This is a genomic window from Phocaeicola sartorii JCM 17136 = DSM 21941 (genome assembly GCF_054653615.1).
This window is the reverse complement of the sequence record NZ_BAAIFW010000005.1, coordinates 1187345-1209265: the sequence shown is the minus strand read 5'-3', so window position 1 is coordinate 1209265 and position 21921 is coordinate 1187345. Positions and strand designations below refer to the sequence as shown.

Here is a 21921-nt window from a genome sequence, read left to right as displayed (position 1 = left end):
ATTTGCGGTTCGATATTCGCTTTCCTTTATTCTTCCTTTGCGCCACAACCGGTTGGAACGGCTGTGACGACAGCCATAGTACAAACACCCAAAAAGAAAGGAAGAAAATGAACCAGATCATTCTTACCACGCCCGAGGAACTCCGGGCAATCGTGAGCGAGAGCGTCTCGCAGACACTGGCAGGGCTCACCCTGCCGAAGGACGAACCCGACAACCTCACGCCGGATGCGGCTGTGGGGGTACTCGAACAGCACGGGTTCCTGATTTCGAAGGCCCGCCTCTACAAGCTGACCGCCAAGGGGAACGTACCGTTCCGCAAGTACGGAAACAAACTGCTGTTCTCCCGCAGGGAGCTGCTCGTATGGGCCGAAAGCCTCGCAAGACGTGTGAACGACAAGGGCGAGGCGGCACTCGCCATCGCCAGAAGCGCAAACCGAAAACTCCGCAGTCATGGAAAGTAACGAGCGCATGGAAGAAGTGACCCGTGAGAACGCCATCATCATCTGGCAGGCCTCACGGCTGAGCATCGGCATGAAATGTGAGAAGGCTCCCGAGATACTGAAGGCTAACGGCACTGTCGTCGGCACGCTGGGCAATTTCAGCGCGTCCATCGGCAAGGCGAAAAGCAAGAAGACGTTCAACGTCTCTGCCATCGTCGCGGCGGCGTTGAAGAACGGCACGGTACTGCTGTATTCGGCGGAACTGCCCAAGGACAAGCGGAAAATCCTCTACGTTGATACCGAACAGAGCCCGTACCATTGTCTCAAAGTGATGGAACGCATCCTGCGCATGGCAGGCCTGCCGACCGACCGGGACAGCGAGCACCTCGAATTTCTCGCCCTGCGCAAGTACACCCCGAAAGAACGCATCGCGGCTGTGGAGCAGGCCATCTACAATACGCCGGAACTGGGGCTTGTCGTGATAGACGGCATCCGCGACATGGTGTATGACATCAACAGCCCCAGTGAATCCACACGCATCATCTCCAAGCTGATGCAGTGGACGGACGACCGCCAGATACACATCCACACGATACTGCACCAGAACAAGGGCGACGAAAACGCAAGAGGGCATATCGGCACGGAGCTGAACAACAAGGCTGAGACGGTGCTGCTGGTGGAGAAGGACAAGAATGACAGCGACATAAGCCGGGTGTCGGCCATGCATATCCGGGCGATGGACTTCGAGCCGTTCGCCTTCCGCATCAATGACAGGGCACTTCCCGAACTGGTGGAGAACTATGTCCCACAGGAGAGGAAGGCCGGAAGACCGCAGCAGGGGCCGTTCGACGCGTATAGGCACATCACGGAACAACAGCACCGCATCGCTCTGGAGGCGGCATTCGCACTGAAAAGCGAATACGGCTACAAGGAGCTGGAGGACGCGCTGATAAATGCCTATGCCGCCGTCGGCGTGAAGCTGAACCACCACAAGGCGGTATCACTCATCACCACGCTACGGAGCAAGCGGATGATAGTGCAGGAGAACGGCAGGAAATATACCTTCATGCCCGATTTCCATTATTAAACCGGCTGCGGAAAAACGCTTCACTTTATTCACGGTGCCTATATATAAGGGAAAAGCGAAGCGGTACGCGGACATCACGCAACCGCTTCACTTAATACCCGTATCCTATATATACGAGCATTTAAGTGAAGCTATGTATATGCCGTACCTTATATAAGAAGGTGCGGGCGAAAAAAACAAAAACAGTCATTCATTCAAACACTTACACGTATGGACATTCAGACAGCGAAACAAATCAGCATAGCCGAATACCTGCACAGTCTGGGGTACTCACCCGTAAGACGGCAGGGCGGCAACCTATGGTACAAGTCACCGCTGAGGGAGGAAACCGAGGCCTCGTTCAAGGTGAACATCGAACGTAATCTCTGGTACGACTTTGCCACCGGGAAAGGCGGCAACATCATCGCACTGGCGGCGGAACTCTACGCATCCGACCATGTACCCTACCTTCTGGAAATGATAGCAAGGCAGGCACCGCACGTGCGCCCGGTCTCCTTCTCTTTTCCCCGGCAATCCCCTTCGGAGCCGAGTTTCCAACAGCTGGAAATCGTGCCGCTTTCCTCCCCCGCCTTATTCTCCTATCTGCGGGAAAGGGGGATAAATACGGAACTGGCCAGAAGAGAATGCAGCGAGGCGCATTTCACCAACAACGGCAGGTGGTATTTTGCCATCGCATTTCCGAATATGTCGGGAGGCTACGAGATACGCAACAAGTTCTTCAAGGGCTGCATAGCCCCGAAAGACATCACCCACATACGGCAAACGGAACCGGGGGAAACCTGCTACCTCTTCGAAGGTTTCATGGACTACCTCTCCTTCCTCACGTTGCGGCAGGCAAGGCGTCCCGACCGCCCCGCCCTTGACGGGCAGGACTATATCGTGCTGAACTCGGTCTCCAACCTTTCCAAAGCCCTGCGGCCACTGGGGGATTATGAGCGGATACACTGCTTCCTTGACAACGACCGCGCCGGGCTGGAAGCTCTGCGCGAAATCCAAAGAGAGTACGGTTCGCGTGTCCGCGACGCATCATATGTGTACAGCGGATACAAGGACCTGAACGACTACCTGAACGGAAAAAAGTTGTCACAACCGGTGGACCCGGTACAGCAGGCAAAGCAGGTACAGAGAGTGCAGCAGCCGGACAAGAAAAAGGGGAAGGGACTCGGGATGTAACCGCACGCACCCCCGCAGGCTTTTTGCACAGTGAAAAGCCATAGCTCAATAGGGCGTTTTCTTCACGCAGCGCAAGCGCAGCTAAAAACGCCCTATTGAGGCGAGGGGCCGGCCCCTCTGCACACCCCGTTCGCCGTGCGGACATACCGCATGGCAGGCGGAATTGTCAAACCTAAAAAGACTTTACAATGGGATATTTGTCACTCGATTTCAGAAAAGCGAAAGGGGCATCCGACAGCCGGATGTCCGACCATATCGAGCGCAGGGTGATAGCACCGAACGTCGACCCCACGCGCACGCACCTGAACCGCGAACTCGTCCGGATGCCCGAAGGCATCAGGGAGCGTGACGACGCGATTGCCGCCCGCATCAGCAGTGCGGGCATCAGAAGGAAAATCACCCACGACCAGGTACGCGCCATCCGTGTCATGCTCTCGGGGACACATGAGGACATGACGGAGATAGAGAAGGCCGGAAGGCTGGACGACTGGTGCCGGGACAGCATGGACTGGCTGTACAGGACTTTCGGGCGGGAGAACGTGGTCTCGGCGGTGCTGCACATGGACGAGCACACGCCGCACATACACGCCACGCTCGTACCGATAGTGACGGGAGAGCGCAGGAAGGCGGGACAGAAGAAGCCGAAGGAGGGAGGGCGAACCTACCGCAAGAAGGCGAACGCCGTCCGGCTGTGTGCCGACGACGTGCTGAACCGCACCAGACTGATTGCCTACCACGACGACTATGCCAAGGTCATGGCGAAATACGGCCTGCAACGCGGGGTAAGAGGCTCGGAAGCCCGGCATGTCTCCACCGCCCAGTATTACCGCGATTTGAGGCGGCAGACGGGCAAACTGGAAGAGAACGTGCGACAACTCCAAGCCGAGCAGGAAGAGGCGGAAAAACGACTGGAAACGGCCAGAAAGGAAATCAACACGCAGAGGCTGGAGGCGGTCAAGGTGGAGGCAAAGACCGCCATCATAGCAAAGGTGGGTTCTCTTTTGGGCAGCGGGAAAATCAAGGAGCTGGAGGCGGACAACCGCAGCCTTCAGAACGAGATAGCGGCCCGTGAGGAGAGCATAGAGGACCTGCAGGCCAGCCTGCAACGGCAGCGGGCACAGCACGGCAGGGAGCTTGCCACGGTGCAGACCGACTACATCCAAAAACTGGAAAGGGAAAGGGAGCGGACGGCATACCTGCAAAAATGGACGGACCGCGCATGTGGCTGGTTCCCTCTTTTCGCCGATGCGATGCGCATGGAGAGGTACTGCCGTTCGGCAGGCTTCACGCCCGAGCAGACAGACCGGCTTTTCACGTTCCAGCCGTTGGAGTACAGCGGAAACCTTTACTCCGAGGAACACAAGAGAGCCCTCTCCGTGACGGGTGCCACCGCACAGATGGGGATAGAGCAGGGAGAGAAAGGGAAACGCTTTGTCCTGCGCATCAACGGGAAAAACATCCTCGACTGGTTCTGGGAGCAGTTCGAGAGGCTACTCCGACGGATACGGCCAACGATACGGCAACCGCAACGGAAAAACAGGGGATTCAAACTGTAATGATTATAAATACTTATGTGCCAACATAAAAAATGCAGGAAATGTTATTACGCTTCCTGCATTTTTTATATTTTTGCGTTTGGATTGGGGTGTACCCTCTCCAAGACATATTAGAAAAGAAAGAAGCGTTATGCTTATCTTGTAAATCGAAAACGTAGGAAACTTTCAGATTTAGCACAAGGAGAGCATAGTGGTTCTCACGCTATAGCGTGGGCTGCTATACCCATATCTGTGCTAAAGGTTTTTCCTACGACCTTCGATTTAAGACGTGGCATTTGCAGTTCCACGCTTCGTGGTTTTAAAGGTCTTTTGGGAACTGGAAAGACACTTTTCATCAGTATGAAAAAGATATTTATCGGTACGGGAACAATCCGTAAGACATGGATTGCGTGTTCCATGATGTGCGCCTGCATGCTCGGGTTGTCTTCTTGCGGCGACGACTACAACGATTCGGAACTCAGAAGCGACATTGAGAACCTTGAAGACCGAATAACAGCCCTTGAAGAATGGCAGAAATCCGTCAACACGGACATACGGTCATTGCAAAGCCTTGTCGCAGCCCTTGAAAACAAGGATTATGTTACGGCGGTTACACCTCTTGAGGACGGAACGGGCTATGTCATCTCATTCCTCAAAAGCGGTAATATAACCATCAAGCACGGCGAACGTGGCGAGCAAGGAGAAAAGGGCGAGGACGGAACAACGCCCGTTATCAGCGTGAAGCTGGACACTGACGGGAAATACTACTGGACTGTGAACGGCGAGTGGCTGCTTGATAATGGAAACAAAATGCCCGTAACCGGGGAAAAAGGCGATAAGGGCGACAAAGGTGATAACGGAGCTTCCGGCAGCGATGGTCTGACTCCTTATATCAGTGATAACGGTAATTGGTGGATAGGCACAACGGATACCGGAGTAAAAGCGCAAGGCAATACCGGGACTGACGGGCAGACACCACACATCGGCGACAACGGCAACTGGTGGATTGGAACGACCGACACGGGTGTAAAGGCGCAGGGCGATAAAGGTGCGGACGCTATCGCTCCGCAAGTTCGCATCAATACAGATACGAACAAATGGGAAATCTCGACCGACGGCGGTAAAACGTGGACTTCAACTGGAGTCAAAGCCACCGGAGATAAAGGAGCTCAAGGAACACAAGGTCCTGCAGGTCCAAGTGGCGCAGCGTGTGGAATTTCCAATATAGAAATAAATGGCAACAATGTAATATTTACCATAGGGACAGGGGCGGATGCACAACAGATAGCCATTCCGCTATGCACTTCTATCCTAACATTCAATGATTTGGATGTGATAACAAAAGGAAATAACACATTTACGACTGAAAGCAACCTTTTCAGCCGGACTGATTTGGTCGTACAGACTCGAGTAGAAAGCAAGAGTGCTGACGGCACGGATATTTTAACCCGTTCCGCTTCCGAGCGGTGGAATATCAGTTCTTCCTTGTCCGGCAACGAACTGTCGATAAAAGTCAATCCGTCAGAAGAAACCGCTTTGAACGAAACAGCCGTATTGAAAGTAACGGTAACTTTGGCAGATGGACAACTGCTTGCTTCCGGACAAAAGGTGTTTGCCAATGGCATCTTTACGGGAGTTTTGTCCGTATCTTCTTTAGATGATTTGATGTCGCAACTTGACATGGTGGATAAGACTGAAGCTACGGACATCAAAATCACCGGTTGTTTTGACAAGGTTGTTACATCTTCTGAAGTAATAGACTTGATAAGCGAAATAAACAAATTCACTCAAATTGGCACGCTGGAAATTTCCGTTCCGCAAATACAACATCTTACCAATAACATTGCGAATGCGAACATAAAGGTGTTCAAATCGGAATATATTTCGTCTTTGGACTCTGACGGCGGTACGTTTTGGAACAGCGCGGTGGAAGAAGTGTATTTGCCTAATGTCACAACTCTTTATCAAACAGAATTTTCCGGATGTAGCAGTCTTCGAAAAGTGGATTTGACTAATGTGACCAGCGTGCAAGGAAGTCAAGTCTTTTATAACTGTTCTCAACTGGAGACTTTGAATTTGCCCAATCTTGAAACATTTGGGTATCTTACCTATGCTAATTTTGCAAGAGGATGCTATCTATTGAAGGAAGTGAACATGCCGAAAGTTACATCGTTGCCCAATTCAGCTTTTCTGGATTGCTATTCGTTGACGCATCTTAAGTTTCCGGAGGTTACAACGATTGGAGGCAGTGTCTTTATGAATTGCACTCACTTGGCATCTGTATCGTTACCGAAGGTCGCAGTTTTGCCGAGACATACATTTGCAGAATGTATTTCATTGAACGAAATCGGAGGATTGAAAGCAGTCGAAGAAGTAGGAGAGTCCGCTTTTTCGGGATGCTCTGCATTAAAAACGGCTACCCTTAAAACAGTAAAAAAAATAGGCAAATCGGCATTTGCGGGCTGTAGTAAACTGAATATGTTGGGCTTGGGATGTGTCGCGGAAATTGATGCAACTGCTTTTGATGGTGTAGATACGGAATCTTGCGGTCTCAGATTTTGGGAAGGGACGCCAACAGCCGGAGGGTTGAATACATCTCAACGAGAATGGTGCAATAAAAAATGGAAAACGGTAATGGTATTTTAATGAGGGAAAAAGAGGTTATGCCAAAAGGTCGGCATAACCTCTTTTTTTCCTTTTGAACTTTTTATCATCCAACCTTTTGCTTCTTCGAGAATTTCACTACTTTTGTAATTGAAAGAGTTATTTGACAGTACAGCACCGCAAAACGCTGAAAATCGCACGGTTGCCAATTTGCTACCGCCGTTTCTCAAATACTCCACTAAATGTTTATTATTCAAATAGTTGTGTCAAACTGTCGAGAATCTATAATAATATTGTTACTTTCAATTAATAATCAAAACACATTTTATGTACATTAGTACAAACGGAAGAAAATAGTGCTAAAAAGGGCTTACTATTTTTCATTTCAAGATTTGTATTTTTGCGTATTTGCTTTCTTGGATTTGGAACTTTTGTATGCAAATTGCATGTTTTAATATAAATAAATCCAATCTAATTACATATTAACATTCTGATTATTAATGTTTTATAGCAAAAATTCAGATGGTATATTTTTAACAAGACGTTAAAGTGAATGATATTAATTTCTGTTAAGTAAAATCTGTTTATGGCTTCTATAATGCCAAGTAAAGTCTCAAAAGTATTTCTTATCTATTAAATAATAAAAACTTCGCAAACATAACGATCCTAGTTGAACCATACAAAAAGAACCGTAACTTATTAGGATTTTAGGCTGTTTTATTGTTTTAAATTTCTATATTTGCATCAAATAACGCTTTTAATTAAGCGTATATTTGATTATTTGCGAAAGCGTTAAGATATTATCCTACTTCGAAACTTGGAACATTTTGAATCTCGTGGATAATAAACATAATGCTTACGCCTTGGTTGTATATGTATTAAAATCATATACCTCTTAGGGCGTGGGCTGTTGTTTGTTATACGAGATAGGCAGTTCCAAGGCCTCGAAGGGTAACATCGACAGTTCCCACGCTCTCCTTTTATATACAAACCGGCTTCCCGGGGACAAGGCCACCAAAACTTAACACTATGGAATTGACACCATTCGCTTCAATGTCAGGAGCCATTGTTCTTGGATCAATCTGCTCATGTTTGTTATTTACTTCCTGCTCATCGGATGAAGATCCGATAAAATCTTACTCCAATTACCGGATTACGGTTGACGCTGCTTCTCCCGTATCATTTACCGCATTGGGGGAAACCCGAACCATCACTGTGTCTGCCAGCAAAGAAATCTGTTGGGACGGCAAACCTTCCGGTGAAACGGAACCTGCAAAGGTTACGGCAAGTGTGGAAGGAGAACATTTCATGTCTGAATCATCACAGACAGAGGCAGGTTTGCTGTTGAAAGTTACCGCCAGGGAAAATGAGACTGAGGAAATGCAAAAGGGAAAGATTGTACTGACTGTACAGGATGACACTGCTACCGAAACACGAACTGTGGAACTAAATCAGGATGCCGCCACTATAGAATACGGTTCATACAAGATTGCCTTTGCGGAAGAAAAAGTATCCTTGCCTTACATGGGTGGCAAAGGAAATGTGAGTTTCACCTGTCAACGTGAGAAAATGATAAACGGCAAGTCTGAAGGTTTTGAAAGCTGTTCATTGGATGGTATAAGTTATAAAGCAACCCGGAAGAATGATGCCACATATAGTATAAAATGTTCCGCAGTCTTCATTCGTTCGTGTAGTGGATCTGAATGGCCGGTTGTTACAGACAGAATCCGCTTCCGATAATTCTATCCGGTTTACGTTAAAGCCGGGTTCCGGACTGAATATTGTCAGTCTCTATAATTATGACGGAAGACCGGTCAAGTCTTTTAAAGTTATCCGTTAGGATAGTCGTTTGATATGTTGTTTTACATAAAGTTTGAAATGTTTTTGTTTTTCTAAAAGTGAAAGGGGGTATGGATTCGCACTTCCTTTCGCTTTTTGTCTATGTTGATTAACTATGAAAATATTGTTTACGCTGTTATTTGTTATTGTTACACTTATTTTTGCGGGATGCAACAACAAACATAAATCCATGCATTCTGTCTTGGAACGGTCAGATCTGATGTTGGAGTCAGATCCTGAATTGGTTTACTCCATGCTTGATTCCATTATTCTGCCCGAATCATATCCGGAGGGTGAGTTCGCCCATTGGTGCCTGTTGTATGGCAGAGCTATGGATATATCAATCGGAAATTACCTATACGGCTGCAGATATCTATATTATTCGTATTTGCACAAATAATTCCACAGAAAAAGAATCCCTATTTTTGGCCAACCGAAAGGACATTGATTTTAGAGATTTTTTAAGGAAATATTGACCTCATGATAATATTCGTATTATCGTGTTTATTAACTCGTGGCAACAGATAATAAAAAGCTATTTAACATATTTAATCAATATTGTTAACGTGAGGTCTGTAAAAAAAGGATGATTTTGTAACCTTTGACAAAATCATCCTTTTCTCTTATTAATCAACCGATTAACACGACTTGGTACTAATAAGTATATTTATCCCAGCATGCTTCCGGACACGGTGAAAAATTGAAAGGACAACCGAATCGATTTTAAACTAAAGACCTACAAATACGAAACTTACATACATCAGATTAACACATTACCCGCCACACATCATGACAAAAAATGCCAAATACAAAGCTCCGTATCCAACTTTTATTTTAATATTCTATCTGTTCAATTTTAGAAGACAACTTTTCAATAACAGTACTCAGTTCCTCTTCCCACGGAATAACATTAAACTCCCCCCAAAAGTCAGCATCATATTTAAAATGCGTATCCGAAAATATAGTGCGTGTAGGTATCCGTTCTTTACGCTGGAAACGAGTCACATTATCTGTATCCACCTTACAAGTAACCATTTCAAACCATGTGTGCAGAGAAGAAGCACTAAACCATTGCCGTTTAGGTTTCACTTTAAAATAAAGATCTCCACGAATATGATTCATGTAATAAATGCCGTTCCACTGCCTGTAAGAAATGGTATAAACCACCTTTTGCGCGGTTATTTTCCACTTCCGTGTCTTCCGTTCTATAAACATATCCGTAGCTTGCCTCACATAGGCAGGATTAATCTCAAGACGAGCCTGAACCAACGCATTGTTTTCAGCATCAATATATAATTCGCCACAATAAAGAGGTTCTTTTATTCCTTTATTTTGTCGAAAAGATATTACATTAACCAGACGATTATCTATCACCGTCATATCACAGGAGGCATAAGAGTACACACTACCCTGATCGTCAGGCAACAGAAAATCCGGCAAGTTTTTGACAATATCCAGTTGCAAACAAGCATCAATCCCCGCACTCATCTTGGCTATCAGTGTGTCCTGTTCCTGGCTATCGACGATGCGACTCATCTTTAATAATTTTACATGATCCTGAGAATGAAGCAACAAAGGAGAAGGTTTGTAGATTTTAAAAACGGCCTCTGTCAGATTACGGAATTTTTGTTTATACCGAACCCCTTCCCTATAAAAGGTAGTGAGATAAACAGGAACCGATGCATAATTTGTTTTTTTGGCTTTCAACATCTCACGCAACAACCGTATAGGATTAACAGCACGAATCACCACTTCTTGAATAGGAATGACCCGAGGTTCCAGAGACCACACCGCATGTTGAGCCTCTAATAAAGACATATCCATCTCCTGTCCCACATACCCCACATGAGAAACCCCGATGCGGCCCTGCCTCAACGAATCGGGCAACCGCAAACGGAATTCGCCATCCTGATTGGTTATACTGCCTATAGAAGTACCGACTACCCCTACCGTACCGTAAGCAATCGGAGCCCCCGACTGATTATCCTGTAATTTGCCTTCTAAAGTAAAATAGGCCAAAGTATCTTTAGAAGTGGGAACAACCGCATATTGTACCTGCGACTGATTGATCAAAATATGATTTTCCACAACGCGCAGACTGATATCCTGCCGACCGATAATTTCGTAAACAGCCTGACGAATGGTGCGCTGTCCTGCACCCAACTTCACCGTACGATCATTGTCCACCACCTTGCTGTCATAAACAAAAAGGAAACCAGACTGCTCGGACACCTTGCCCAGTAAAGCATAGACAGTACCCTTACTCTTAGTAAGATAAATGACCCGCTCCAACACATCCCTATCCGCCGCCTTCGCAAATCCTGCCATGCAAATCAGCAAACTGAAAAAAAAGATATGCCAATAATAATGATATGTACGGATACGATTCATCTTCTCACTTTATTCGGATAAAACACCTATATCACCTTCACGAATATATTTTAAATTCATAGCCAGACAGATCAGTTCTGCCATAGACTCCGGAGATTCTCCGGAAAATGCAACCGTAAGCCGACGCTCCCCCAAGGAGGGAGAAGTCTGAAGCTGCAAACCGGAGGAATGCAGATTAATCACTCGAAGAATATTCATCAAAGGTTCGTCTTTGAAACGCATACTTTCCAGATAACGGGCTATCCGGGTATTGTCCCTATAATCCGTGAGACGCAATTGATGTGTTTCAAGCGTCACCGCTTCACCTGCATTGACATACATCTCTTGATTTTTATTTTTCAATGCCACTTTGACTTTTCCACGCTGTACGGACAGCTCGAAAGGACTCCCCGCATCACTCTTCACATGAAACGCCGTTCCCAAGACTTCAATTCTGACCTCCTCCGTTTCAATCAGAAAAGGACGTTCCCGATTACCGGTCACATCAAACAAAGCGTTTCCCTGCAAACTGACTTCACGCTTATCCATAGAGAAATGTTCAGGATACCGCAAAGAGGTTTCCCCACCCAGATAAACAATAGATCCATCCTCAAGCGTGGTCACCAAAGTAGATTGCTCCGTGTTCTCCCGCATAAGTAAGACTTGAGCCTCCACAGACTCGTCCACCTTCCGATAAGTAGTCGTCAAAAAGACACCTATTCCGATCCATATAGCAGCTACGGCCCCCCACTTCCACAACATGGATGCAGACAAACGTTTCCTATCCTGCCGGCCTGATAACAAAAGTCCGTCAGCATCCAAACGGTCATACAATTTATTCCATGCCCGATCCACTCTTTCCTTATTTCTTTTTGTTTCACTCATGTCCTTATAATATAGTTCTCAATTTCTTTTTTTAATGCTTTAAGAGCCTTTGTCATCTCAGCCTCCACAGTCTTCACCGACAAAGAAAGCTGCGAGGCTATTTCCGCATACTTTTTACCTTCCATACGATGCATCCGGAATATGCACGACCTTCGCTGCGGCATCCGAGCAAGCGTAGTGTCTATCAAATGTCTTAATTCCTGGTATTCCATCTCTTCTTGAGGACTGCTGTCCCGTATCCGCTCCTTCCGCGAGAGAACAAACTCCCTATATTTGTTTCTCACCTCCTGATGCTCGCAATATTGAAAAGACTGATTGCGCACCGCAACATAAAGATAGCTTTTCATAGAACGGAACAACGGCAGACTCTCCCGGTCTCTCCAAAACCCATAAAACAACTCCTCTACAATTTCCTCCGCAGCCTCCATACTGCCGGTGATACTCATGGCATACCAACAGAGAGGGGAATAATAACGGCGAAACACATCTTCAAACGCCTTTATATCTCCCTCTCTTATTCTGGCCAGTGTTAACAAATCATTCAGCATCCACTTCTTTTTTGGTAATTCTTTTCAACCATACGAACCTCATCCGAGACTTTAACGCGACTGTTTCTTTAACTTATGGACTGCATTTTCCAATGATTCCGTAGGTTCAATAATATTATAGGAGCCCCAAAAATCCTCGCTCCAATATTCATCCACTTTATCATAAAAAGCATCTTTCTGATGAAAAGCCATCTTTCCGGGAATTATCGCCACATTATTTTCCTCCCTATCCGTTGCCACCATCTCTGAAAGCACAGTATAGCCGGTAGAGAAAAGTTTGCGCTTCCAGTCACACTTAAACCGGATACGGTTACGGATATAATTCAGATAGGTTTTCCCATCCATATCTTTATAGGTAACAAGGAAAGAAAGTTCCTGTGGCTTAAAACGTAAGCCATAGGGTTTCTTGGCAAGAATAGCCTGTACTGCCTTGACTTTATTATCCATAGACAAACTAAATTCCGCACGGGTAAACGACAACTTGTCACGATCAATATACAATTTGCCATAATACAAGGCATAAGGCAAAACGACACGGGGACGGAAACTAACCACATATTGCTGACGATTGTCTATCTGTACCGGTTCTTCCATAAAGAAATCATAATAGTTCAACGTTTCCATATCCAACAACGCATCCTGATTTTTCACAATGTCCACATAGATAGACAAAGTGGGACCACCAGCCAGTTTCACCCCCAACGTATCACTGACTTTCTGACTGAGCAGCCGGCGCCCCTTCAAAACCTGTACCCGGTCGCGAGTAGTTGTCATATCCTCATAAGAAGTCTTGTAAACATCAATAATAGCTTCCGAAATATTGATATAACGACGCCCTTTCTGAACAGTTTCCCTGTAAAAACCGGTAAGCATATTGTTTTTATTACTGTAATTGACAGGAATCTTGCGAATGGCCTCTTCCACTATAAGACGAGGATTGTGGGCATAAACCACAATCTCATTCAACATATTGGCATGAGGGGTAAGGTAAATCTTTAAATCCGACAAATGTTCTTTATCCAAACGTACTCTATTATTATGATAACCGATATGTGAAATCTCTAAAGCAGAAACCATCTCCGCATCTTCTATCTTCAAAGAAAATTCACCATCCGCATTTGTCACCGTCCCCACACTGGTACCCGGAACAGATACATTGACATACTCTAAAGTCTTTCTATTTTGTTTGTCCTTTACTACACCGCTGACTGTAATATAAGTATTCTCTTCAGCAAACGGTGTCTCCTCCTGACTCCATCCCGGAATGACACTCAACCAAAAGACAATGAGCAGTGTCCATTCGATCAATTGTTTTTTATGCGCTCTCATATTCATTAAGGTATTAAAAAAGTGAATACTAATCCTGTTTCTACTTATAAGATCACCCAAGATTAAAATACCCTATGAAAATAAGAAAAATAATTTGTTTTATCGACATTGACGCCCTTTTTTATAGACCCAAACAGTATAAACAATCAAAACAACCGTCATACTTGTCATAACGATCAAAAAGAAAGAGAAAAAGACAGACTGCATCCCCCATTGGGGAACAGTCGTCATCAACATTAAAGCGATAAACAACAAACCACACAGTACAGAAAGAACACGCATCATACGCCCTATGATTGTAACCTGCTGTGACAGACAAGCCGGATTCAACGAAAAAGGAAGATTGACCATCTTATAATTATAAGCCGCAGCACTGCATATTGCCATAGCCACCACGCCTAATGCCGACAGCATGAATATCATACCCTTGCCTCCCCATCCATCCGCCTCACCCACACTATTAAAATGAACCGGAATACGTTCCGGCAAATAATGGTAGAGAGCAACTGCCAGTACGACAAGAAAAACGGCCAATGCCAACGCGGCCATCTCCAATATACGATCCGTCACTGTAACCGAACCTATATTGTTTTTCATTCTAAAATGTATCATTCTGTTTCTTCCTTTTTGATTATTGTCTTCTTTTTCTTCATTCTGCCACTCTTGCGCAAAGCTTCCGCTATAATCCATTGAAGCTGTCCATTCGTGGAACGGAATTCATCCGCCGCCCATTTCTCGATAGCTTCCATGGTTTCCGCGTCCACTCTGAGCACAAAGCTTTTTATCGTCTCTTTCTTTGCCATTTCCTACACTAATGATTCAACGTTCCGGAATTAATTACCGGCTGTGCCGGCTCGTCCGCACAAAGCACTACCAACAAATTACTGACCATAGCGGCTTTCTTTTCTTCATCCAGTTCTACAATTCCATCCTCGGCTAATTTATCCAAAGCCATTTTAACCATAGAAACAGCCCCCTCCACTATTTTTTCGCGCGCGGTAATAATAGCACTTGCCTGCTGACGACGAAGCATCACCGCTGCAATCTCCGGAGCATAAGCCAAATAATTGATTCTGGCCTCTACTATTTCCATACCTGCCATAGCCAGACGCTCATTAAGCTGACGTTCCAGCTGGTCATTAATCTCCTCACCTCCGCCACGCAAGGTCAGCTCATTCGTATCATGCTCATTGTCATCGTAAGCATACTGTCCGGCCACCTGGCGGAGGGCCGCATCACTCTGCACACGTACAAAATCCTCAAAGGCATTCATACGCCCTGCCACGCTGACACTTGCCGTCCCTGTCCCTTTACTGTCCGCCATCGTCTGCGCGTCAATCTCAAACATCGCCTTATAAGTATCTTTCAATTTCCAGACCAAAACCAGCCCTATCAGAATAGGATTACCAATCTTATCATTCACCTTTATCGGCTCCACATCCAGATTACGGGCGCGAAGAGACAACTTTTTCTTGTTCATGAAAGGGTTTACCCAAAAGAAGCCTGTGTTTTTAAAAGTGCCTTTATATTCACCGAAAAACACCATTACACGTGCTTCATTGGGTTCTTGAGAAAAATATCCCGGAAGCATCAGCACAAACAACAATACCAGCACAAGCAAAACAGGAATAAACAACCAGGGCAGTTGTCCAAAAATCAAAAAGTTCAGAAATACTAGTGCAGGCAACATAACCAAGTTAAAGAACAAAGCCATAAATCCATTGATCACCAGCTCATTGTAAGAAGTTTCTTTTGTTTCCATAATGATTTATTTTTGATATTATTATGATATCACAAATCAAACAATATTTCTTGAGATAAACAAACCGATTTATATGTTATACGGCAGAAACAAACAAAATATTCACCAAAATGCAACAAGAAACTCCTACTTTGTTGACCTAAATCAATAAAATTGGGATATTGATTAAAAATATGCTTCAAAACATATATCATAACGAACAAAGGCTTTATCTTTGTGTTGTAAAACATAAAAAGATGTTTTTTAGTAGCTACTAAGGTAAAAAGAAAGATTGTTTAAAGAAGGTCAACCGTGAGGTGCGCCTGCTATTTATGAGTGTTTTTAGGTATTAATTAAAAAAAGAAAGGATAACATTATGAAAAAGGTAAAAAACATTTTTCACAAAATCGCTAACGCTGATCCTATGATTTGGGGTTACGTTATGTTGAACGAAACAAAGTAAATTAGAACCCATACAGGGCAACTCCCTGTAGGACTATAAAAAAGGACGGTTATTTAACCGTCTTTTTTATGCCTTTTTACGGGATTTCCACTATCTTTGCCCATTCATTTTCAAACGTATGGACAAAATGCAAGTAGATACCCATAATAAAGAATTTCAAGATGCCTTGAATCTTATCCAATATACACGTCAGTCAGTATTCCTCACTGGAAAGGCGGGTACAGGTAAATCTACTTTTTTAAAATATGTCTGCGAAGTAACTAAAAAGAAACATATAGTACTGGCTCCCACAGGAATCGCAGCTATCAATGCCGGTGGAAGCACACTGCATAGTTTTTTTAAATTACCATTCTATCCACTTTTGCCGGATGATCCTAAATTCAGTTTGAAAGGTGGAAAGTTACATAGCTTTCTAAAATATACTTCCGCCCATCGCAAACTGATAAGAGAAGTAGAGCTAGTGATCATCGATGAAATTTCCATGGTCCGGGCAGACATTATTGACTTTATAGACAAAGTGCTGCGGGTATATTCACAAAATATGCGTGAGCCGTTCGGAGGCAAGCAAATTTTGCTGGTGGGAGATGTTTTCCAGCTGGAGCCAGTCATTAAAAATGATGAACGTGAGATAATCAACCGGTTCTATCCCAACCCTTATTTCTTCTCGGCACGCGTCTTTCAGGAAATGGAGCTGGTATCCATCGAACTGACCAAAGTGTACCGCCAGTCGGACAAAGTTTTTGTTAATGTATTGGACCACATCCGTACCAACACCGCCGGAGCGGCCGACCTGCAACTGCTGAACACCCGCTACAACACCCTAATAGAAGAAAATGAAAGTGATATGTACATCACACTTGCCACCCGGAGGGATACCGTGGATTTTATCAATGAAAAGAAATTATCCGAACTACCCGGAGAACCAACTCTGCTGACCGGTGAAATACACGGAGAGTTTCCAGAGAGCAGCCTTCCCACCCCAATGGAACTGGAAGTAAAGCCAGGAGCACAAATCATTTTTATAAAAAACGATTATGACCACCGTTGGGTGAACGGTACGATTGGCACCATCTCAGGTATAGACGAAGAGGGTACGTTATATGTTGTCACTGAAGACGGACAGGAATTTGATGTTAAAAAAGACAGCTGGCGCAATATTCGATATAAGTATAATGAACAAGAAAAAAAAATAGAGGAAGAAGAGTTAGGAGTATTTATACAATACCCGATCCGTCTGGCATGGGCCATCACCATACACAAAAGCCAAGGGCTGACTTTCAGCAGAGTCGTTATTGATTTTACAGGAGGAGTATTTGCCGGCGGACAAGCCTACGTGGCATTGAGCCGTTGTACCTCCCTGAACGGCATCCAACTAAAGAAACAAATTACACGCGGAGACATCTTTGTCCGCCCGGAAATAATAAATTTCTCGCAACGGTTCAATAATCGCCAGTCCATCGAAAAAGCATTGAAGCAGGCACAAGCTGATGTACAATATGTAGAAGCGGTAAAACACTTCGACAAAGGTGATTTTGAAAGATTTCTAGAACAGTTCTTTCTTGCCATCCATTCACGTTACGACATCGAGAAGCCTTTGATTAAACGGTTTATACGTAAGAAACTGGGAATCATCAACAATTTGAAAGCCGAAAACAAACGACTGAAGGACCAGCTTCATGTGCAACGCAAGAATCTTGAAAAATATGCCCGCGAATATTATTTAATGGGAAATGAATGTATCACCCAAGCACATGATTCACGTGCCGCCATTGCCAATTATGACAAGGCGATTGAATTGAATCCTTCTTATACAGACGCCTGGGTACGTAAAGGCATCACATTACATAACAACAAAGAATATTACGAAGCCGAAGTCTGCCTGAATGAAGCGGTACGCCTTAGTCCCGCTTTGTTCAAAGCTATTTATAATCGAGGAAAAAACAGACTGGCACTAGATAATATAGAAGGAGCGTTGGGAGATTTTGACCGGGCTGTCTCTCTAAAGCCAGAACACCCCAAAGCCCATGAATATTTCGGAGACGCATTGATGAGAGTAGGAAAAGAAGAGGAAGCCGCCCTGCAATGGGCCATTGCGGAACAGTTGCGTGAGAAAAACTCTAAAAATTAAAATAACATGCTTTTAAGACTTTACAATAAGGATAATAATCCCAAAGATCTGGAAGAAGTCGTCCGGATATTGGAAGAGGGAGGATTGATTATTTACCCTACCGATACGATGTATGCCATAGGATGTCATGGTCTGAAAGAACGTGCGATAGAACGTATCTGCAAACTGAAAAACATTGATCCACGTAAAAACAACTTATCCATTATCTGTTACGACTTAAGTAACATCAGTGAATATGCCAAAGTAGATAACAGCACATTCAAGTTAATGAAACGAAATCTTCCCGGACCGTTTACTTTTATCCTGAACACAGGAAGCCGCCTGCCTAAAATATTCAAGAACCGTAAAGAAGTAGGCATACGCGTACCTGACAACAACATCATCAGGGAAATATGCCATTGGCTAAAAGCACCGATCATGACCACCACGCTGCCTCTGAAAGATGGTGAAGATATAGAATACATCACTACCCCAGAACTGATAGAAGAAAAGTTCGGGAAAGAAGTAGACCTAATTATTGACGGAGGAATCGGAGACATAGAACCTTCCACCATTGTGAACTGTACAAACGGAGAAGCGGAAATCGTCCGTCAAGGCAAAGGCATTCTGAACGATTTTTAATCTGAATTGTTTTATATATTAGAAATATCAAATTAAAGTAAATTTATCATGTTATTAGCATCTGAAACCAGCATTCAATTAACCAATGCACTAGAGAAACTGATCGACTCCGGCATTCAATTAGGAGAAAGAGTATTAGGAGCACTTATTATTTTTATAATCGGAAAGTTCCTTGTAAATTGGCTGAACAGACTTTTTGCACGTATCCTGGAAAAAAGAAAAGTGGACCCAAGCATCCAGTCGTTCCTAAAGAGTATGGTGAATATCCTACTGCTCATCATGCTGATCCTTGCTGTGATAGGGAAATTAGGTATCGAACTGACAGGATTCGCCGCACTTCTTGCTTCTGCCGGTGTCGCTATCGGTATGGCACTGTCCGGTAACTTACAAAATTTTGCCGGAGGACTGATTATCTTATTGTTCAGACCTTATAAAGTAGGGGACTTTATCGAAGCTTCTACCGGCGCTTCGGGAACCGTAAAAGAAATACAGATATTCCATACGATTCTTATCACAGCAGACAACAAGATGATATATGTACCTAATGGAGCCATGAGTAGTGGCGTCATTACAAACTACAGCAAACTGGACACCCGCCGTATAGAATGGAATTTTGGTGTGGACTATGGAGAAGACTATAAAAAAGTAGAAAAAGTATTGCGCGAAATCATTGCCAATGACAAACGTATTCTTACCAGTCCGGCCCCTTTTATTGAATTAGGAGAACTTGCCGCCAGCAGTGTAAATATAAAAATCCGCGTATGGGTGAACAGTTCGGATTACTGGGACGTATTCTTCAGTATGAATCAGACCGTTTACAGCACTTTCAATAAAGAAGGAATCAATTTCCCATTCCCGCAGCTTACCGTACATCAAGCCTGACACTAGCGATCGTTAGAGCACAAATGGCGCAAATGACACAAATGATTGATAAGATCAGAGTTGTGTCAATTGCGTCATTCGTTTTCTATCACAAGATTTATTTTCTATCCGCTTTCAAGCGGTCAGCCATAGCCTTAGCCAGCTCTTTTGCTTGAGCATAAGTTTCAGCCTTCATGCTATGCTTCATTTCTACAGGATTTCCGACAGGTTCAAATTTCAACTTATCATTAAACTCCGCAATCTTCTTCACAGCAGCGCTAGCCCATGTAAATGAGCCGAAATATCCCAGATAACGTCCCTTTATCTCACGAGAAGCCAGCTTGCTCAGCAGAGCCTCCATTTCCGGATACATCTGAGTATTATAAGTGGGACATCCCACAATCAGTCCTTTATATTTGAATACATCCGCAATAATAAAAGAATGACTGGTATGAGAAACATTATGCATCACAATATTACGGATTCCCTGCTTGCTCAGTTCTTCCGCAACAGCTTCCGCCACCTCCTCTGTATTACCATACATCGAGCCATAAGCTATTACAACCCCTTCTTCAGCCTCATAACGACTCAAACGGTCATAAATACGTACCACACGAGGTATTTCTTCCGTCCATACCGGACCATGAGTAGAACAAACAGTGGTTATTTTCAAGTGTTGCAATTTCTGTAAAGCCTTCTGTACCGGCGCACCATATTTGCCTACAATGTTAGAATAATAGCGCACCATTTCATTCCAATAAATATCTGTATTGATATTTGTATCAACCACCCCACCATTCAATGCGCCAAAGCAACCGAAAGCGTCACCGGAAAACAAAATACCTTCCGTTTCATCAAAAGTAACCATCGTTTCGGGCCAGTGAACCATCGGAATCAATGAAAAGCGCAGTCTGTGATGTCCCAGAGCCAGAAAATCTCCTTCCCCCACTACATAACGTTCACCGCCTACACCATAAAATCCTTCAATCATCTCGAAAGTCTTCTTGTTACCGACAATCACAATGTCAGGATAATATTGCTTGATCAAACTGATAGAACCGGAATGGTCGGGTTCCATGTGGTTTATAATCAAATAATTGATAGGTTTATCACCGATGACACTACGAATCTTCTTCAAATAAACCTCAAAATAGCATACATCCACTGTATCCACCAAGGCGACCATCTCGTCGTCAATCAAATAAGAGTTGTAAGACACACCGTAAGGTAACGGCCACAAGTTCTCAAACAAAGCCTTGTTACGGTCATTCACTCCCACATAATGTACTTTTCCTTTGATTTCCATATTTGTTTCCTTCTTTTAATATTTATAGTATTTGCCTTGCCAGGCATCTTTTTCTCTCATCCGCTTTTTCACCTTGTCTGTAAATTCATAATTCTTCAGTCCCCAATCAGGAGCTATCAACAATTCTTTGGGCGATTGGGAAACAAAACGCTCCAGTACGATGTCCGGACGAAGATGTTCTATATAATCAATAACCAGATCAACATATTCGTCAGCAGTATAAAGATGGAAAGCTTCAGGATCTTTCACATATTCACCCGCCATACGCGTACCTTTAATAAGTTGTAACTGATGTAGCTTTAAAGTAGTCAGAGGTAACTGTGAAAGTATTCCGGCCTGTTCGATTAACATGTCCCTTTCTTCTCCGGGCAAACCAAGAATTATATGCCCTCCTACCAAAATCCCTCTCTCCGCTGTCTTCCGGACAGCCTCTGCGGAAACAGCGAAAGTATGTCTCCGGTTTATCCGGCGCAACGTCTCATCATCCGTACTTTCAATGCCATACTCCACTAATAAAAAAGTGTGTTTGCCAAGCTCTTCCAAATAATCCAGTAATGAAAGCGGCATACAGTCCGGACGGGTTCCTATCACCAACCCTACCACATCCTCTACCATCAGCGCCTCTTCGTATTTCCTTTTCAACTCTTCCAGTTCCCCATACGTATTGGTGTAAGCCTGAAAATAGGCCAGATATTTCATTTCCGGATATTTACGTACAAAGAACCGCTTTCCTTCTTCCAACTGCTGAGTAACAGACTTTTCCGTATGACAATAGGCCGGATTAAATGTTTGATTGTTGCAATAAGTGCACCCTCCGTATCCTACCGAGCCATCGCGGTTAGGACAAGTAAATCCGGCATTGATAGAAATCTTCTGCACTTTGCAAGGAAAGTGCATGGCTAAAAAGCCGGATAAGTCGTTATAAAGCTTCTCTCTGTTCATGAACTTATTTTGCGGGACAAAGATAGGCATTTTCAAACAAAAGTTTTAC

The 21921-nt window shown here is 44.3% G+C and carries 18 protein-coding genes; 9 read left to right on the top strand and 9 right to left on the bottom strand.

Translation table 11 applies throughout. The annotated features are described in order from the left end of the window. Window positions 1–107 precede the first annotated feature (107 nt). The 6 genes from ACYQ0C_RS05070 to ACYQ0C_RS05045 all read left to right on the top strand — a co-directional run bounded on the left by ACYQ0C_RS05070 (window position 108) and on the right by ACYQ0C_RS05045 (window position 8579). Window positions 108–461 carry a helix-turn-helix domain-containing protein gene (locus tag ACYQ0C_RS05070; protein WP_016277254.1) on the top strand — a complete coding sequence of 118 codons (354 nt, stop codon included), beginning with the start codon at window positions 108–110 and terminating at the stop codon, window positions 459–461. Beyond that, entirely contained in the window at window positions 451–1527 is a 1077-nt protein-coding gene (locus ACYQ0C_RS05065; RefSeq protein WP_016277253.1) for an AAA family ATPase, read from the top strand. The genes ACYQ0C_RS05070 and ACYQ0C_RS05065 overlap by 11 nt, the downstream gene beginning before the upstream one ends. A 210-nt stretch (window positions 1528–1737) precedes the next feature. After that, window positions 1738–2700, top strand: coding sequence for a toprim domain-containing protein (locus ACYQ0C_RS05060; protein ID WP_016277252.1), 963 nt, complete (start codon window positions 1738–1740; stop codon window positions 2698–2700). Between the two features lie 188 nt (window positions 2701–2888). Further along, complete coding sequence (mobV, locus tag ACYQ0C_RS05055; RefSeq protein WP_016277251.1) at window positions 2889–4256, top strand: MobV family relaxase; 1368 nt, start codon at window positions 2889–2891, stop codon at window positions 4254–4256. Between the two features lie 339 nt (window positions 4257–4595). After that, window positions 4596–6881, top strand: coding sequence for a leucine-rich repeat protein (locus tag ACYQ0C_RS05050; RefSeq protein WP_016277250.1), 2286 nt, complete (start codon window positions 4596–4598; stop codon window positions 6879–6881). Between the two features lie 987 nt (window positions 6882–7868). After that, window positions 7869–8579, top strand: coding sequence for a hypothetical protein (locus tag ACYQ0C_RS05045; protein ID WP_016277249.1), 711 nt, complete (start codon window positions 7869–7871; stop codon window positions 8577–8579). Window positions 8580–9512: 933 nt separating this feature from the next. Here ACYQ0C_RS05045 and ACYQ0C_RS05040 read toward each other — a convergent pair. From ACYQ0C_RS05040 to ACYQ0C_RS05010, 7 genes are all read right to left on the bottom strand, one after another. Further along, on the bottom strand, window positions 9513–11069 hold the full coding sequence (locus ACYQ0C_RS05040; protein ID WP_016277247.1) for a carboxypeptidase-like regulatory domain-containing protein: 1557 nt from the start codon (window positions 11067–11069) through the stop codon (window positions 9513–9515). A 9-nt stretch (window positions 11070–11078) separates the two neighbouring features. Then, window positions 11079–11933, bottom strand: coding sequence for a FecR family protein (locus ACYQ0C_RS05035; protein ID WP_016277246.1), 855 nt, complete (start codon window positions 11931–11933; stop codon window positions 11079–11081). Next, window positions 11930–12481 carry an RNA polymerase sigma-70 factor gene (locus ACYQ0C_RS05030; RefSeq protein WP_016277245.1) on the bottom strand — a complete coding sequence of 184 codons (552 nt, stop codon included), beginning with the start codon at window positions 12479–12481 and terminating at the stop codon, window positions 11930–11932. Before ACYQ0C_RS05030 ends, ACYQ0C_RS05035 begins: the two co-directional genes overlap by 4 nt. A 51-nt stretch (window positions 12482–12532) precedes the next feature. Continuing rightward, window positions 12533–13810, bottom strand: coding sequence for a carboxypeptidase-like regulatory domain-containing protein (locus ACYQ0C_RS05025; protein ID WP_016277244.1), 1278 nt, complete (start codon window positions 13808–13810; stop codon window positions 12533–12535). Between the two features lie 99 nt (window positions 13811–13909). Then, window positions 13910–14422 (bottom strand): DUF1648 domain-containing protein, encoded by a 513-nt coding sequence (locus tag ACYQ0C_RS05020; protein ID WP_016277243.1) that lies wholly within the window; start codon window positions 14420–14422, stop codon window positions 13910–13912. After that, a complete protein-coding gene (locus ACYQ0C_RS05015) occupies window positions 14419–14613 on the bottom strand; it encodes a type II toxin-antitoxin system antitoxin (RefSeq protein ID WP_016277242.1) in 195 nt (64 codons plus the stop codon). The genes ACYQ0C_RS05020 and ACYQ0C_RS05015 overlap by 4 nt, the downstream gene beginning before the upstream one ends. Before the next feature lie 8 nt (window positions 14614–14621). Further along, the gene (locus tag ACYQ0C_RS05010; RefSeq protein WP_016277241.1) at window positions 14622–15572 is read right to left on the bottom strand and encodes an SPFH domain-containing protein; all 951 of its coding nucleotides are present in this window, start codon (window positions 15570–15572) and stop codon (window positions 14622–14624) included. A gap of 569 nt (window positions 15573–16141) precedes the next feature. Between ACYQ0C_RS05010 and ACYQ0C_RS05005 the strand changes: the two genes are divergently transcribed. From ACYQ0C_RS05005 to ACYQ0C_RS04995, 3 genes are read left to right on the top strand one after another with little or no spacing between them, the layout of a single operon-like run. Beyond that, complete coding sequence (locus ACYQ0C_RS05005) at window positions 16142–18142, top strand: AAA family ATPase (RefSeq protein WP_016277239.1); 2001 nt, start codon at window positions 16142–16144, stop codon at window positions 18140–18142. 6 nt (window positions 18143–18148) lie between these two features. Continuing rightward, window positions 18149–18763: an L-threonylcarbamoyladenylate synthase gene (locus ACYQ0C_RS05000; RefSeq protein WP_016277238.1), complete on the top strand. Its 615-nt coding sequence runs from the start codon at window positions 18149–18151 to the stop codon at window positions 18761–18763. Between the two features lie 48 nt (window positions 18764–18811). Beyond that, window positions 18812–19645, top strand: coding sequence for a mechanosensitive ion channel family protein (locus tag ACYQ0C_RS04995; RefSeq protein ID WP_016277237.1), 834 nt, complete (start codon window positions 18812–18814; stop codon window positions 19643–19645). A 97-nt stretch (window positions 19646–19742) separates the two neighbouring features. On the opposite strand, the gene ACYQ0C_RS04990 is transcribed toward ACYQ0C_RS04995, so the two are convergent. Continuing rightward, the gene (locus ACYQ0C_RS04990) at window positions 19743–20930 is read right to left on the bottom strand and encodes an FprA family A-type flavoprotein (protein ID WP_016277236.1); all 1188 of its coding nucleotides are present in this window, start codon (window positions 20928–20930) and stop codon (window positions 19743–19745) included. Window positions 20931–20945: 15 nt separating this feature from the next. Continuing rightward, a complete protein-coding gene (gene mnmL / locus ACYQ0C_RS04985) occupies window positions 20946–21872 on the bottom strand; it encodes a tRNA modification radical SAM protein MnmL/YtqA (protein WP_025076747.1) in 927 nt (308 codons plus the stop codon). Window positions 21873–21921 lie beyond the last annotated feature (49 nt).

What these genes read in the sequence shown, in the direction of transcription:
- ACYQ0C_RS05035 (WP_016277246.1), bottom strand. Translation starts at nt 11,933, where the DNA reads ATGAGTGAAACAAAAAGAAATAAGGAAAGAGTGGATCGGGCATGGAAT.
- mobV (WP_016277251.1), top strand. Translation starts at nt 2,889, where the DNA reads ATGGGATATTTGTCACTCGATTTCAGAAAAGCGAAAGGGGCATCCGAC.
- ACYQ0C_RS05060 (WP_016277252.1), top strand. Translation starts at nt 1,738, where the DNA reads ATGGACATTCAGACAGCGAAACAAATCAGCATAGCCGAATACCTGCAC.
- ACYQ0C_RS05045 (WP_016277249.1), top strand. Translation starts at nt 7,869, where the DNA reads ATGGAATTGACACCATTCGCTTCAATGTCAGGAGCCATTGTTCTTGGA.
- mnmL (WP_025076747.1), bottom strand. Translation starts at nt 21,872, where the DNA reads ATGAACAGAGAGAAGCTTTATAACGACTTATCCGGCTTTTTAGCCATG.
- ACYQ0C_RS05005 (WP_016277239.1), top strand. Translation starts at nt 16,142, where the DNA reads ATGCAAGTAGATACCCATAATAAAGAATTTCAAGATGCCTTGAATCTT.
- ACYQ0C_RS05025 (WP_016277244.1), bottom strand. Translation starts at nt 13,810, where the DNA reads ATGAGAGCGCATAAAAAACAATTGATCGAATGGACACTGCTCATTGTC.
- ACYQ0C_RS05070 (WP_016277254.1), top strand. Translation starts at nt 108, where the DNA reads ATGAACCAGATCATTCTTACCACGCCCGAGGAACTCCGGGCAATCGTG.
- ACYQ0C_RS05050 (WP_016277250.1), top strand. Translation starts at nt 4,596, where the DNA reads ATGAAAAAGATATTTATCGGTACGGGAACAATCCGTAAGACATGGATT.
- ACYQ0C_RS05065 (WP_016277253.1), top strand. Translation starts at nt 451, where the DNA reads ATGGAAAGTAACGAGCGCATGGAAGAAGTGACCCGTGAGAACGCCATC.
- ACYQ0C_RS05000 (WP_016277238.1), top strand. Translation starts at nt 18,149, where the DNA reads ATGCTTTTAAGACTTTACAATAAGGATAATAATCCCAAAGATCTGGAA.
- ACYQ0C_RS05040 (WP_016277247.1), bottom strand. Translation starts at nt 11,069, where the DNA reads ATGAATCGTATCCGTACATATCATTATTATTGGCATATCTTTTTTTTC.
- ACYQ0C_RS05015 (WP_016277242.1), bottom strand. Translation starts at nt 14,613, where the DNA reads ATGGCAAAGAAAGAGACGATAAAAAGCTTTGTGCTCAGAGTGGACGCG.
- ACYQ0C_RS05020 (WP_016277243.1), bottom strand. Translation starts at nt 14,422, where the DNA reads ATGATACATTTTAGAATGAAAAACAATATAGGTTCGGTTACAGTGACG.
- ACYQ0C_RS04995 (WP_016277237.1), top strand. Translation starts at nt 18,812, where the DNA reads ATGTTATTAGCATCTGAAACCAGCATTCAATTAACCAATGCACTAGAG.
- ACYQ0C_RS05030 (WP_016277245.1), bottom strand. Translation starts at nt 12,481, where the DNA reads ATGCTGAATGATTTGTTAACACTGGCCAGAATAAGAGAGGGAGATATA.
- ACYQ0C_RS04990 (WP_016277236.1), bottom strand. Translation starts at nt 20,930, where the DNA reads ATGGAAATCAAAGGAAAAGTACATTATGTGGGAGTGAATGACCGTAAC.
- ACYQ0C_RS05010 (WP_016277241.1), bottom strand. Translation starts at nt 15,572, where the DNA reads ATGGAAACAAAAGAAACTTCTTACAATGAGCTGGTGATCAATGGATTT.